Source organism: Comamonas sp. DB36, assembly GCF_057914905.1.
Genome location: NZ_CP196631.1, coordinates 12,018 through 25,180, shown reverse-complemented (window position 1 = coordinate 25,180; position 13,163 = coordinate 12,018). Strand labels below are relative to the sequence as shown.

Here is a 13,163-nt window from a genome sequence, read left to right as displayed (position 1 = left end):
TGTGCCAGCCTTCGGTGCTTCGACAGATGTCGGTCAAACGGGGAAAATGAGCACGATTCAACCCAGGAGATTTCATGACCCGTCCCTACGCCCCCAAGAATCAGGCGCTGTTTGATCAAGGCCTTGCCACGCGCCGCGAAGTGCTGGGCGCTGAATACGTCGATGCTTCCATCAGGAACGCCACCGACTTCAATATCGACATGCAGGAAATGGTCACGCAGAACTGCTGGGGCGATGTCTGGAACCGGCCGGGCCTGGAGCGCAAGTCGCGCTCCTTGCTCAACCTGGCCATGCTGACGGCGCTCAACCGCCCGCACGAACTCAAGCTGCATGTGCGCGGCGCGATCAACAACGGCGTGACCAAGGACGAGATCAAGGAAGTGTTCCTGCAGGCCGGAATCTACTGCGGCGTGCCGGCGGCAATTGACGCCTTCCGCGTCGCGGCGGAAGTGTTCAAGGAAATGGATATCTGAGAGGCCACGCCGGCTTCAGAGCTTGGCGATGGATACCTCCGTGGACTTGACGAGGGCCACGACTTCCGAGCCTATGACCAGCTTGAGGTCATCGACCGAGCGCGTGGTGATCACCGAGGTCACCACGCCCCAGGGCGTCTGCACGTCGACTTCGGAGACGACATCGCCGCGGATGATTTCGCGCACCTTGCCCTTGAACTGATTGCGAACGTTGATGGCTTGAATGGTCATGATGTGTGTCTGCGGTCGGAGGTGAGGAGATAAGCGGGAATTCAGGCGGCCAGGGCTTGTGCCCGCGCCCGCGCCGCCGGGTGCTGGGGACGCGCCAGGCCCAGATGCTCGCGCAGCGTGCGGCCTTCGTACTCGGTGCGAAACAGCCCGCGGCGGCGCAGCTCGGGCAGCACCAGCTCGATGAAATCATCGAGGCCGCCGGGGAACCACGGGCCCATGATGTTGAAGCCGTCGGCTCCGCCTTCCTCGAACCATTGCTGCAGCTGGTCGGCAATGGTTTTGGGCGTGCCCACGACCTGCTGGTGGCCGCGCGCACCCGCGATCCTGAGGTACAGCTGGCGAATCGTCAGGCCGTCGCGGCGCGCCAGATCGATCAGCAGGCGCTGGCGGCTTTGCGGGCCTTCGGTCGGCGGCAGCTCGGGCAGCGGGCCATCGACGGGGTAGCCCGAAAGGTCCACGCCGCCGGAAATTCCCGCGAGCAGCGACAGCCCCACCACCGGGTCGATCAGCGACTGCAGCTGCTCGAACTTGGCCTCGGCCTCCTCCTGGGTGCGGCCGACAATGGGAAAGATGCCGGGCATGATCTTCACGTCATCGGGGTGGCGGCCGTAGTGCTGCACGCGGGCCTTGATGTCGGCATAGAAGCCTTGCGCCTCGGCAAAGGTCTGGTGGGCGACAAAGATCACTTCGGCGGTGCGCGCCGCGAGTTCGCGCCCGTCTTCTGACGCACCCGCCTGCACCACCACCGGCCGGCCCTGGGGCGAGCGCGCGACATTGAGCGGGCCGCGCACCTGGAAGTGCGTGCCCCGGTGGTTCAGCGGGTGCAGCTTGTCGGCGTCGAAATAGCTGCCGCTGGCCTTGTCGCGCACGAAGGCGTCGTCTTCCCAGCTGTCCCACAGGCCCGTGACGACATCGTGGAACTCGGCCGCGCGGCGGTAGCGGTCGGCATGCGCGTACTGGTCGGCGCGGTTGAAGTTCAGCGCCTCGGCTTTGGTGGCCGAAGTCACCAAATTCCAGCCCGCGCGCCCGCCCGAAATCTGATCGAGCGAGGCGAACTTGCGCGCCAGGTTGTAGGGCTCGTGGTAGCTCGTGGAAGCGGTCGCGATCAGGCCTATGCGGTCGGTCACGGCGGCCAGCGCCGACAGCAGCGTCAGCGGCTCGAACTGGTCGCTGCGTGCGGTGCGCGCCAGCGCCTCGATGTTCTCGGAGCGCACGGCCACGCCGTCGGCCAGGAACACCGCGTCGAACTTCGCGGCCTCGGCTTTCTGCGCCAGCTGCACGTAGTGGCGGAAGTTGATGCCCGCATCTTCCTGCGCGTCGGGGTGGCGCCAGGCCGCGATGTGGTGGCCGGTCTGCATCAGGAAGGCGCCGAGCTTGATCTGCTTTTTGGGAGTGGTCACGGAGGGCTTTCGTTGGAAATGAAGATCACCAGGCAAAGCGGATGCGCTCGCTGGAAAAACCAATCGCGGCGGCGGGCGGCACATCGCTTGGCCCACGCCGGTCGGGCGCGAGGAAGTCGGCAAGAACGTCATCGCGGATGCGGATGAACTCCGGGTCGCTGCGGTTGCGCGGGTGGGGCAGGTTCACCGCAACGACGCGGCGAATGCGGCCCGGGTGCGGCTGCATCACCACCACGCGGTCGCCGAGAAACACGGCTTCCTCGACGTCGTGCGTGACCAGCAACATGGTGATGCGCTCCTTCTGCCAGATGCGCTGCAGCTCGCCCTGCAGGCGCGCGCGCGTGAGCGCATCGAGCGCGCCGAAAGGCTCGTCGAGCAGCAGCACGCGCGGGCGATTGACCAGGCCGCGCGCGATCGCCACGCGCTGCGCCATGCCGCCTGAAATCTGGTGCGGAAACGACTTCTCGAAGCCTTCGAGACCGACCAGCGCCACATGCTCGGCAATCAGATTGCGCTTTTGCTGGGCGTTGAACGTCGCGTTGCGCAGGCCCACGCCTATGTTCTGCTCCACAGTGAGCCAGGGGAACAATCGGTGGTCCTGGAAGACGATGCCACGCTCCAGGCCCGGGCCGGTGATCTCCTCGCCGCCCAGCGTGATGGCGCCGTCATATTCGGTGTCCAGGCCCAGCACCAGGCGCAGCAGGGTGGACTTGCCGCAGCCGCTGGCGCCGACGATGCTGACGAATTCGCCCGGCGGCAGCTGCAGGTCTATGTCCTGCAGCACCTGCAGGCTGCCGTCCGTGGACTGGGTGCTGTCGAAGCGTTTGGAGGCGACGTGGATGTGCAGATCATCCGTGGTGACGGTGCTTGTCATGGGGTGTGCCTTTTCAAAGAGCAGGGATTTCAGCGGCCCAGCCGCCGGGCCAGTGCGCGCTCGAGCGTGCGGGCGCTGGCGTTCATGAGCCAGCCGACGAGACCGATGGCGACCATGCCGAACAGCACCAGGTCCATGCGGAAATGTTCGCTGCCCTCGATCAGCAGATTGCCCACGCCGCGGCCCGAGACCAGCAGGTACTCGGCGCCTATGGTGGCCAGCCACGAATACACCAGCGCGAGATAGACGCCCGTGAAGATCGAGGGCGCGGCCGAAGGCAACACCACATGCCAGATGGTCTGGGCACGCGTGTAGCCATAGATGCGCGCGACTTCGAGCAGCGTGGCCGGCGTGTTGCGGATGCCGTCCGCCGTGTTGACGACCACGGGCACCAGCGCCGCCAGCGACAGGAACACCACCTTGGCGACATCGCCCAGGCCGAACCAGACCGAGATCAGCGGAATCCAGGCAAACAGCGAGATCTGCTTGAAGGTGTTGAAGCTCGGACCGACGATGCGGTTGAAGCGCGGCCACAGGCCCAGCAGGCCGCCGAGCACCAGGCCGCTGCTGGTGCCGATCACGAAGCCGGTGAGCTCGCGCGCCAGGCTGGCGCGCAGGTTGAGCCACAGCAGGCCGCTGCTGATCAAATCCCAGCCGGTGTCCAGCACCTTGGCGGGCGAGACCAGCAGCGCCGAGTTCACCAGATCGAGCCTGGACACCAGGGCCCACAGCACGATGGCTGCGAACGGCACGACCAGGCCGCGCCAGCGTCCGGCAAGGGCCTTGTCGCGGCGCGTGGGCGCAATGGCTGCCGGCGCTGCGGCCGGCAAGGGGGCAAGGGTGGTGGTGCTCACAGCAGGCCTTTCGGGGTGGGACGCGCGCCATGGCGCGCGGCAACGCGCGCTTCGGCCCAGTCCAGCAGGCGATCGATCGCATAGCCCAATGCGCCGACGACGATCACCGCGGCCATCACCAGGTCGAGCTGGAACAGCTGGCGGCCGTAGACGATCAGATAGCCCAGGCCTTCGCTCGATGCGACGAGTTCCACCACCACCAGCGACAGCCAGGCCTTGGTGAAGCCCAGGCGCAGGCCGGTGAACAGCGTGGGCAAGGCCGTGGGCACGACGATCTCGAGCACCTGCTGGCGCCGCGTGTAGCCGTAGACATTGCCGACTTCGAGCAGCGTCGCCGGCGTCTGGCGAAAGCCCTGCAGCGTTGCCAGCGTCACGGGCACCAGCGCGGCCTTGGCGATCAGGATGTACTTGAGCGGCTCGCCGATACCGACCAGCAGCAGCACGAACGGCAGCCAGCCGAGCACCGGGATCTGTACCAGCGCGTTGAATGTGGGCAGCAGATAGGCCTCAACGGTCTTCGACAAGCCCATGGCAGCACCCAGCAGCAGGCCCAGCGCGCTGCCGATGACAAAGCCCACGAGCACGCGCTGCAGGCTGGCCTGGGCATGCAGCCACAGGTCGCCGCTGGTCGCGAGTTCGCTCAGCGTTTCCCAGACGAATTGCGGCGAAGGCAGCACCTGGGCCGAGATCCAGCCCTGGGCCGCACCCACGGCCCAGAGCGCGAACAACGCGATCGGCAGCAGGAACGGTTCGGCGCTGCGCGCCACGGCTTGCAGGCGCTGGCGGCCGCTGGAGGCCGCTGCGGCCACGGGATAGGAAAGAGTGCTTGCCATGCTGATCAACGCTGAGCGATCGGAGTGCCGGCCGACGCCTTGGCCAGGCCCTTGGCGTCAAACGACTGCCAGCGCTTTTCCAGGCCCTGCTGCTTGAGCGCGGTCTGCAGATAGCGCGGCTCGAACCAGCCGTCGACGCTGATCGTGCGGCGAATCAGCTTGAGCTTGAGTGCATCGCTGGCCACGGCCTTGTAGCGCCCGACGATGAACTCGTCGAGCAGCGGCGAGTTGCGCAGCGCCAGCTCCTGCTTGTCGAACTCGGCTTCCCACGAGGCCTGGGGCGTGCCGCTGCGCGCCCAGATCTGGAACAGCTCGGCGCGGTTTTTTTCATCGGAAGACCAGTGGGCCGCGCGCACGAACTGGTCTACGACCTTCTGCACCTGCGCGGGATGCTGCTTCTCGAAATCCTCGCGCACCAGCAGCGCGGCCTGGCGCGTGAGCGCCGGGTCCTTGCCCTGGGTCGAATAGATGATCTTGGCCAGTCCGCTGTCGCGCACCTTGAACCATTCATAGCCGCCAAATGCCGCATCGACGCCGCTGGACACCAGCGCCGCCTGGGCGCTGCCGGTGTCGAGATTGACGGCCTTCAGATCGCGCTCGGCCAGGCCCACGCCTTCGAGCGCATTGATCGCCACCAGATGGCCGTTGGTGCCGCGAAACAGCGAGACCTTGCGGCCCTTGAGGTCCTGCAGTCCCTTGATGTCGGACTGCGGCGGCGTCACCACGTAGAGGTTGTTGCGCGCGCCGCTGGCCAGCAGCAGCCGGGTCCTGAGGCCGTTGGCGCGGCCCACGATGGAGGGCAGGTCGCCCTGGTAGGCGAAGTCGATCTGCTTGTTTGACAGCGCCTCGTTCACCGCCGGCCCCGCGCCCTTGAAAAACAGCCATTCGACCGTGATGCCGTCGGCCTTGAAGGCCTCCTCGAGCGCCTGGTTGGCGCGCAGCACGCCGCCCGGCGATCCGCCCCAGGTCACGGGCTCGCCGCCGCCCGCGGTGGCCACGCCTATGCGTATGGTCTGCGGCGGCGCGGCCTGGGCCGTGGCGCCAAGAAACAGGCCCAGGGCCAGCAAGCTGGCGCGGCGGCGGAGGGTGAAGGCGTAGGTCATCTCGATTCCTTTGGGCAGGGACTGGCGCCACGCGTGGCGCGCGAAAAAATGCGAAGAAAAATGCGCGCCGCTCAGCGCCGGGCGGCGAAAAAATCGGGGTTGGCTTGAGCGGGCTGCTTGCCTTGGGGCGCGCGGCCTTGCACCAGCGCCGAGGCGCCCAGGCGGTCGCGCAGCGGCGCTTGCTTGTTCACCGGCCGGCCCTTGGTGCGCCCGGCGCCATAGGGCGCGAACCGCCCGCCCAGCGACAGGCGCAGCGCATCGACCGGCGCGCCGCCGCTGCAATGCGGCGCAGCGTGGGCGTGTAGTCGTTGACATGCACACCGGCGTCTGTCCCCGGGAAATCCAGCCGCGACTTGACGGCGGCGCAGCGCGATGATTTCTTGCTCGAAAGTCTTCTCGTCATGGCATCCATCCTTCATGCAGTGGTTGCTGAAGGTTAAGAAGACATGGGCCTGCAAGGAACGAAGGAAAGAGATCTTCGATATCTGGTTTTTGGCTATGTCGCTTTGGCTGGTCGAAGCCAAGTGCTTGTTTTCATTGGATGGATATGCGTTTTTTGTGCGGCATGGGCGTGGGTCGGTGGCGCTGGTTCGAGGGCGGGCTGTTCATGGTTCGACGCGCCCGGCCAGCAAGGCTCACCACGAACGGCTTTCCCGTTCGTCCTGAGCTCGTCGAAGGATGAACGTCCTGCCCTCAAAGGCCAGGCGCTCCCCCAGCCAAGACCCCCATGCCCCGGATATCCTCCTGCGCCGCATCCAGCAACCAGCGGCGAAACTCCGCAAACCCCGGGCGCGGCCGGCGGTCCTGCGGCGTGCACAGGAAATAGCCGCGCTGCAGCGCGATCGGCAGATCGAAGGGCACGGCCACGGCGCCCGATTGCAGCGCGTCTTTCACCAGGCAGCGCTGCACCAGCGCCACGCCCATGTCGGCTATCACGGCCTGGATCAGCATCGAGACCTGGTCGAAGGCCGTGGTCAGGTTGGGCGCTGCGCGCCCGGCCTGCGCGGCGCGCAGCCATTGCGTCCAGTTGCCCGGCGCGGTCGTGTGGTACAGCAGCGGCTCCGACGCGAGATCGCCGGGGCGCCGCCACAGGCCTTGCGCCAGCCGCTGCTGCAGGCGCGCGGGGTGGCAGATGGGCACCATCTCGCGGCCTATCACGTAGTCGGCGCTGCACTGCGGCCATTCCTCGGGGCCCAGGCCCGTGAGCACGGCGGCATCGGGCACCGTGCCCGAGAAGTCCTCGCCCTTGCTGTAGGGCACGAAGTTCAGCTTGATGCCCGGGTGCAGCTCCTGGAAGCCGCGCAGCCGCGGTATCAGCCAGACGCTGGCAAAGGTGGGTACCACCGCCAGATGCAGCGGACGGTCGGCGGGCGCGACCCGCAGCCGCGCGCTGACTTCCTCGATGGCCGCCAGCGGTGCGCGCACCGCATCGAGCAGTTCACGCCCCACGGGCGTGAGCGACAGCGCATGCGCATTGCGCTTGATCAGCGGCATGCCGTAGTGCGACTCGAGCCGCGCGACGGCCCGGCTCACCGCGCTCTGGGTCACGCAAAGCTCCGCCGCGGCGCGCGAAAAGCTGCCCAGCCTGACCGCCGTGGCAAAGGCATGGAGTTCGGACATCGAGGGCGAGTGCATTCGCATGGGGCAGGAGGTGTCAAGCGCGGTGCATGAGTGCCACGCGTCGGTGCGAGTATGCACAACAGTCATGCTCATTGCCAATTTGTCGTTTTGCGCCGCAGCACCGGCGCCCGACACTTGGCAGCCATGACCACGCCCACCTTCCTCCTTTCCCGCCGCTCCGTCGCCCTGCTTGCCGCCTTCGCCGCCCTGGGCGCGGGCGCGGCCCACGCCGAGTACCCCGACCGCCCGATCAAGCTGATCGTGCCGTTTGCCGCCAGCGGCTCCACCGATCTCGCGGCGCGCCTGATCGGCGAATACGCGGCCCGCGTGCTCGGCCAGGCCATCGTCATCGAGAACCGCGCGGGCGCCGGCGGCTCGCTGGGCATGGACATGGTCGCCAAATCCAAGCCCGACGGCTATACGCTGGGCATGGCCACCATGAGCACCCATGGCTCCAACGTTGCGGCCTACGGCAGCCGCCTCAAGTACGACCCGATCAAGGACTTCGTTCCGGTGAGCAATGTCGCCACCGTGCCCAGCGTGCTGGCCGTCACCGGCAAGTTCCCGGCCAAGAACATGGCCGACTTCCTGGCGCTGGCCAGGAGCGAGCCCGGCAAGATCACGTTTGCCTCGCCGGGCACGGGCTCGCTGGGCCACTCCAACGTCGAGTACTTCTCGAGCATGGCCAAGATCAAGCTGCTGCACGTGCCCTACAAGGGCTCGGGCATGGCGCTCAACGACGCGATTGCCGGCCAGGTGGACGCGATCACCGACAACCTGCCTTCGGCGCTGCCGCACATCAAGGCCGGGCGCCTGCATGCGCTGGCCGTGCTTTCGGACAAGCGCTCGCCCGCGCTGCCCGACGTGCCCACCTATGGCGAGCTGGGCTTTCCGCAGATGGGCAATGGCGGCTGGTTTGGCGTGGTCGCGCCCGCGGGCACGCCGCCGGCGGTGGTGAAGAAACTCAACCAGGCGATCCACACCGCGATGAAGGAACCCGACTTCATCAGCAAGATGGACGAGGCCGGCGCCACGCTCATTCCCGGCACCTCGGCGCAGTTCCAGACCCAGATCGAACAGGCCGTGCAGCGCTACAAGAACGTTGCCAAGGTCGCCAAGATCTCGATGGAGTAAGAATGCAAGACAGCTCCGCCATGTTCCTGCTGCACGCGCCCGAAGGCGCGGCCATTCCGCTGGTCTGCGACTCGCCGCACAGCGGCGTCCGCTACCCCGAAGACTTCGGCCACGCCGTGCCGCGCGCGCTGCTGCGCGCCGCCGAGGACACCCATGTCGAAGCGCTGTGGGGCGAAGCTCCCAAACTGGGCGCGACCCTGGTCGAAGCGCTGTTTCCGCGCAGCTATCTCGATCTGAACCGCACGCTGGACGACATCGACCCCACGCTGCTGGCCAGCGACTGGCCCACGCGGCTGGCGCCCAGCGAGAAGACGCGCATTGGCTCGGGTCTGGTGTGGCGCACGGTCAAGAACACGCCCATCTACGACCGGCTGCTGCCCGTGGACGAAGTGCGCCAGCGCATTGCGCGCTGCTACCAGCCCTACCACCAGGCCCTGGCCGGGGCCGTGGAAAGTACGCACCAGCGCTTTGGCGCCGTGTGGCATCTGAACCTGCACTCCATGCCCAACAACGCCTACGAGCGCCTGCAGATCAAGAGCGACAAGCCGCTGGCCGACTTCGTTCTCGGCGACCGCGACGGCACGACCTGCGAGCCGGCATTCGTCGCGCTGGTCGAGGAATACCTGCGCGGCTGCGGCTACACCGTGGCGCGCAACGACCCCTACAAGGGCGTGCAGCTGATCGCCAAGATAGGCCAGCCCCAACTCCAGCGCCACAGCATGCAGATCGAGATCCGCCGCCCGATCTACATGGACGAGGAATCGCGCGAACGCAATGCCAATTTCGACGTGGTGCGCAACGACATCACGGGGCTGCTCAAGACCATGGCGAGCTACTTCGCGGCCCATCCCGCGCTGCAGCGGGCCGCGAGCGCGGGCTGAAGGTCAGCCCTTGATGGCCGTGCGCAGCGCCACGCCATCGCGGCCCGGGTCGGCGCCGCCGTGCAGTCCGTCCGCCTGCACCTGCACGCCATGCACCCAGCCTATGGTGTAGTTGTACGGGTTGCGGCCCACGCTGTAGCCGTCGGCTTCGAGTTCGCGCGTGGTGTAGCGCGGAATGCGGTTGCAGACGTCGATGGAATTGCTGGTCGAGGAGAAGCGCGGCGCCGCGACGGCGGCCTGCATTTCCATGCCATGGTCGATGACGTTGAGCAGCACCTGCAGCACGCCCATCGCGATCTGCGTGCCGCCGGGCGCGCCCAGCACCATGTCGAGCGCGCCGTCCTTGAACGTCATGGTCGGGCAGGACGACGTGAAGCGGCTCTTGCCGGGCTGTATGCTGCCCGCGCGGCCCGGGCGCGGGTCGAACACGCCCATGCAGCCGTTGTAGAGAAAGCCCATTCCCGGCGTGATCACGCCCGAAGGCATGGCCAGCGAATGCGTCATCGAGACCGCGTTGCCGTCGGCGTCCACGATGCTCAGGTGTGTGGTGTCGCGCGGCACGGGCGCGCCCGGATTGAAGCGCTCCACGTTGAAGCGCTGGCCCTGGCGAATCTGCTGCGCGACCGCGCGCGCCATGTCCTTGGACAGCAGCTGCTCCAGCGGCACATCGACAAAGCGCGGATCGCCGATATGCCGGTCCTTGTCGGTTGTCGCCTTCTTCATCGCTTCGCAGACCAACTGGATGTACGCGGGGCTGTTGTGTTCCATCGCACCCAGATCGAAGTGCTCGAGGATGTTGAGCATCTCCAGCAGCATCGCGCCGCCGCCCGGGGGACGGTTGGTGGTGATGCTGCGATCGCGGTAGCTGCCCACCAGCGGCGCATTGCGCTGCACGCGGTACTGCGCCAGATCTTCGAGCGTGATCAGCGCGCCCAGCGACTGCAGGTGCGCGACCATCTTGTGCGCGATCTCGCCTTCATAGAAGGGCGCTGCGCCTTCGTCGGCAATCTGGCGCAGCACGTCGGCCATGCCCGCATTGCGCAGCGGCGCGCCTATCGGCTTGGCGCGGCCGTCGGGCCGGCAATAAAGCGCCCGGCCTTCCTCGCTGTATTGCAGGCGCTCCAGATTGCCGACGCGGCCCATCGAGGGTTCGTCGGTCCAGAACGCATGCATGCCGGGGCGCACGAAGAAGCCGTCGTTGGCCCAGGCAATTGACGGCGCCACCACCTGCTTCCACGGCAGGCGGCCATGGGCGCGGTGCATTTCGGCCAGGCCCTTGAGCGTGGCCGGCACGCCTATGGACTGCGGGCCTATGTCGTTGACGCGGCCGGTCAGGATGAAGCCGAAGCCGTCCTTGGTCTCGCCTTCAAGCAGGTGCTCCCACATGTTTTCGGTGGCGGCCAGCGGCGCGGGCGAGTGGAAGTCGAAGTACTCGTGCACGCCCGCGCCGGGCAGGTAGACGGCCGCCGTGCCGAAGCCCGCGATGCCGCACATCAGCGGATCGACCACGGTCTGGGCCAGCGCCGTGGCGACCGCGGCGTCGACGGCGTTGCCGCCCGCGCGCAGGATCTCGATGCCGGATTCGGCAGCCTCCGGTTGAGGGCAGACCACCATTGCTTCTTTGTTCATGGAATAGGGAAAGTGGCCCCATGCGTGCCTGTGCGGCGTCGCCTGGAGCGAAGTGAACGGGATGGGGTTTACTTGCTGTGCAGGTCCAGCGACTCGAGCGTCGGGCCCCAGGCGGCGACGTCGCGCGCCGTGGTCTCCATCACCATCGATGCCGGCCCGGACACCGGGATCACGCCCAGCGTCTTCAGCTTGGCCTGCACGGCCGGGTTCTGGTGAAAGGCCTCGGTGGCCTTGTTGAGCTTTTCCACGATGGCCGCGGGCGTGCCGGCGCGCGCCACGACGGCGCTCCAGCCCATGTTGTCGAAGCCCTTCACGCCGAGCTCGCTGGCCGTGGGAACGTCGGGCAGCCCGGGCACGCGCTGGGGCGCGAGCACGGCCAGCGGATTGAGCTTCTTGTTGAGGATGTGCGGCAGCGCCGTGCCATAGACCGGCGCCATGATTTCGGTCTGCCCGCCAATGGTCGCCAGAATGCCGTCGGCCTCGCCCTTGTACGGAATGTGGGTCATCGTGATGCCCAGCTTCTTCGACAGCAGTTCCACCGCCAGATGGGTCGAGTTGCCCAGGCCTGCCGAGGAGTAGTTGAGCTTGCCGGGCGCGGCCTTGGCCTTGTCCGTGAGTTCCTGCAGCGACTTGATGCCGGTGGCCGGGTTGGCGCTGAGCACGAACGGCACGGTGGTCAGCATGGCGACGCCGGTGAAGTCCTTTTGCGGGTTGTAGGGCAGGGGCTTGTAGGTGAACTGGTTGAGCACCATCAGCGACACGCTGCCGAACAGCAGCGAGTAGCCGTCGGCCGGCTGGGTCAGCAGGCCTTGCGCCGCGATGATGCCGCCCGCGCCGGGCTTGTTTTCCACCACGATCGTCGCACCGATGGCCTTGCCCGCATGCTCGGCCCACAGCCGTGCAATCGTGTCCGAGCTGCCGCCCGGCGCCTGCGAAACGATCAGCCGCACGGGACGTTCGGGATAGGCGCTCTGGGCATGCACGGCGGTAGTGCTGACGGCGCAGACTGCGGCGCAGGCCAGCAGCTGGAAGGCGCGGGGAAAGGCATTTGACACGGGCAATCCTTGGACTTAGAAAACATGGAACATGAAGTTATTTTCATGTGATGCCTTGGCTATCTCCTAATGAAAATGCAAACTGCGCTCATGAAGGTTTTCTCATGACTCAAAAAATGGATGGCACCAACTGGGCGCGCCGACTGAAGATCAAGCACCTGGAGCTGTTCCTGTCGCTTGACGAGGCCGGCACGCTGACGCAGGCCGCCGCGCGCCTGCACATGACGCAGTCGGCGATGTCGCACTGGCTGGCAGAAATGGAAAGCGTGGTCGGCACGGCGCTGGTGGTGCGCGGCCGCAAGCTGCAGCTCACGCCTTCTGGCCATCTGCTCAAGCAGCTGGCCATCAACGTGCTGGGCGACATCCAGCACACCGGAAAAGCGCTGAGCGCGGTGGCCGCGGGCCATGTGCCGCGCCTGAACATCGGCAGCGTCTGGGCGGGCATCGCGGGCGGCCTGCCGCAGGCGATTTCCGCGTTCCAGGCGCTGCATGAGGACGTCGCCATTTCCATCCATGACGGGCCGTTCGCCAGCCTGCTCGAAGGCCTGGAGTCGCGCTCCATGGATGCGGTGATAGGCGTGCTCGACGCGCGTGCGCACCGCGAAGGGCTGGAGCACAGGGTGTTGTTCGAAGACCGGGTTGCGGTGGTGATAGGGCGCGGCAGCCGGTTCTGGTCGCGGGCCGCGACGCCGGGCTTTTCCGGGCTGCTGCACGAGCGCTGGGTGATGCCGCCCAGCGGCACGCTCACGCGCATTCAGTTCGATGCATTTCTCATCGAGCAAGGTGCGTCCTGGCTGGTGCCGCGGGTCGAGACCGCATCATTGGCGATGATGCAGGCGCTGCTGCTCAAGGGCGATTACGTGGGCGTGTGTTCCGAGTCCATGGCCGACGAAATGGTCGGCGTGGGCCTGTTTCGCAAGCTGCCTATGGAATCCGCGATCCGCTTCGGGCCCATCACCGTGATGTGGAACACGGACCATGTGAACGCGACGCTGGAAGACTTCATTGCCTGCCTGCAAAGCGCCTGCCGCGGGCGTGCACAAGCACTTCAATCCCAGGTATAGCGGTGGAAGGGA

At 66.8% G+C, this 13,163-nt stretch carries 15 protein-coding genes; 5 read left to right on the top strand and 10 right to left on the bottom strand.

What is annotated here, in order from left to right:
* The first annotated feature begins 74 nt into the window (after nt 1–74).
* Nucleotides 75–473, top strand: coding sequence for a 4-carboxymuconolactone decarboxylase (pcaC, locus tag ACSVDO_RS00115; protein WP_332548993.1), 399 nt, complete (start codon nt 75–77; stop codon nt 471–473).
* A 15-nt stretch (nt 474–488) separates the two neighbouring features.
* Here the strand turns inward: pcaC and ACSVDO_RS00110 are convergent, their stop codons facing one another.
* The 7 genes from ACSVDO_RS00110 to ACSVDO_RS00080 all read right to left on the bottom strand — a co-directional run bounded on the left by ACSVDO_RS00110 (nt 489) and on the right by ACSVDO_RS00080 (nt 6,187).
* Complete coding sequence (locus ACSVDO_RS00110; protein ID WP_213293588.1) at nt 489–704, bottom strand: TOBE domain-containing protein; 216 nt, start codon at nt 702–704, stop codon at nt 489–491.
* Nucleotides 705–745: 41 nt separating this feature from the next.
* A complete protein-coding gene (locus ACSVDO_RS00105) occupies nt 746–2,062 on the bottom strand; it encodes an LLM class flavin-dependent oxidoreductase (protein WP_489596461.1) in 1,317 nt (438 codons plus the stop codon).
* 67 nt (nt 2,063–2,129) lie between these two features.
* Nucleotides 2,130–2,978 carry an ABC transporter ATP-binding protein gene (locus ACSVDO_RS00100; RefSeq protein ID WP_332539747.1) on the bottom strand — a complete coding sequence of 283 codons (849 nt, stop codon included), beginning with the start codon at nt 2,976–2,978 and terminating at the stop codon, nt 2,130–2,132.
* Between the two features lie 29 nt (nt 2,979–3,007).
* Complete coding sequence (locus ACSVDO_RS00095) at nt 3,008–3,808, bottom strand: ABC transporter permease (RefSeq protein ID WP_489596460.1); 801 nt, start codon at nt 3,806–3,808, stop codon at nt 3,008–3,010.
* Between the two features lie 20 nt (nt 3,809–3,828).
* Nucleotides 3,829–4,665, bottom strand: coding sequence for an ABC transporter permease (locus ACSVDO_RS00090; RefSeq protein WP_489594470.1), 837 nt, complete (start codon nt 4,663–4,665; stop codon nt 3,829–3,831).
* A gap of 5 nt (nt 4,666–4,670) precedes the next feature.
* Complete coding sequence (locus ACSVDO_RS00085) at nt 4,671–5,768, bottom strand: ABC transporter substrate-binding protein (protein ID WP_489594468.1); 1,098 nt, start codon at nt 5,766–5,768, stop codon at nt 4,671–4,673.
* Between the two features lie 71 nt (nt 5,769–5,839).
* A complete protein-coding gene (locus ACSVDO_RS00080) occupies nt 5,840–6,187 on the bottom strand; it encodes a hypothetical protein (RefSeq protein WP_489594466.1) in 348 nt (115 codons plus the stop codon).
* Between ACSVDO_RS00080 and ACSVDO_RS00075 the strand changes: the two genes are divergently transcribed.
* The gene (locus ACSVDO_RS00075; RefSeq protein ID WP_489594464.1) at nt 6,186–6,434 is read left to right on the top strand and encodes a hypothetical protein; all 249 of its coding nucleotides are present in this window, start codon (nt 6,186–6,188) and stop codon (nt 6,432–6,434) included. The genes ACSVDO_RS00080 and ACSVDO_RS00075 overlap by 2 nt on opposite strands.
* Nucleotides 6,435–6,461: 27 nt before the next feature.
* Here the strand turns inward: ACSVDO_RS00075 and ACSVDO_RS00070 are convergent, their stop codons facing one another.
* Nucleotides 6,462–7,409, bottom strand: coding sequence for a LysR substrate-binding domain-containing protein (locus ACSVDO_RS00070; protein WP_489594462.1), 948 nt, complete (start codon nt 7,407–7,409; stop codon nt 6,462–6,464).
* Between the two features lie 123 nt (nt 7,410–7,532).
* Here ACSVDO_RS00070 and ACSVDO_RS00065 point away from each other — a divergent pair, with 123 nt between their 5' ends.
* Nucleotides 7,533–8,522 carry a Bug family tripartite tricarboxylate transporter substrate binding protein gene (locus tag ACSVDO_RS00065; RefSeq protein WP_489594460.1) on the top strand — a complete coding sequence of 330 codons (990 nt, stop codon included), beginning with the start codon at nt 7,533–7,535 and terminating at the stop codon, nt 8,520–8,522.
* A gap of 2 nt (nt 8,523–8,524) precedes the next feature.
* A complete protein-coding gene (locus tag ACSVDO_RS00060) occupies nt 8,525–9,403 on the top strand; it encodes an N-formylglutamate amidohydrolase (RefSeq protein WP_489594458.1) in 879 nt (292 codons plus the stop codon).
* 3 nt (nt 9,404–9,406) lie between these two features.
* Here ACSVDO_RS00060 and ggt read toward each other — a convergent pair whose 3' ends face one another.
* Both ggt and ACSVDO_RS00050 read right to left on the bottom strand, forming a co-directional pair.
* The gene (gene ggt / locus ACSVDO_RS00055) at nt 9,407–11,032 is read right to left on the bottom strand and encodes a gamma-glutamyltransferase (RefSeq protein ID WP_489594457.1); all 1,626 of its coding nucleotides are present in this window, start codon (nt 11,030–11,032) and stop codon (nt 9,407–9,409) included.
* Between the two features lie 68 nt (nt 11,033–11,100).
* The gene (locus ACSVDO_RS00050; RefSeq protein WP_442881560.1) at nt 11,101–12,087 is read right to left on the bottom strand and encodes a Bug family tripartite tricarboxylate transporter substrate binding protein; all 987 of its coding nucleotides are present in this window, start codon (nt 12,085–12,087) and stop codon (nt 11,101–11,103) included.
* Nucleotides 12,088–12,203: 116 nt separating this feature from the next.
* Between ACSVDO_RS00050 and ACSVDO_RS00045 the strand changes: the two genes are divergently transcribed.
* Nucleotides 12,204–13,151 (top strand): LysR family transcriptional regulator, encoded by a 948-nt coding sequence (locus ACSVDO_RS00045; RefSeq protein ID WP_489594454.1) that lies wholly within the window; start codon nt 12,204–12,206, stop codon nt 13,149–13,151.
* Nucleotides 13,152–13,163: the final 12 nt, after the last annotated feature.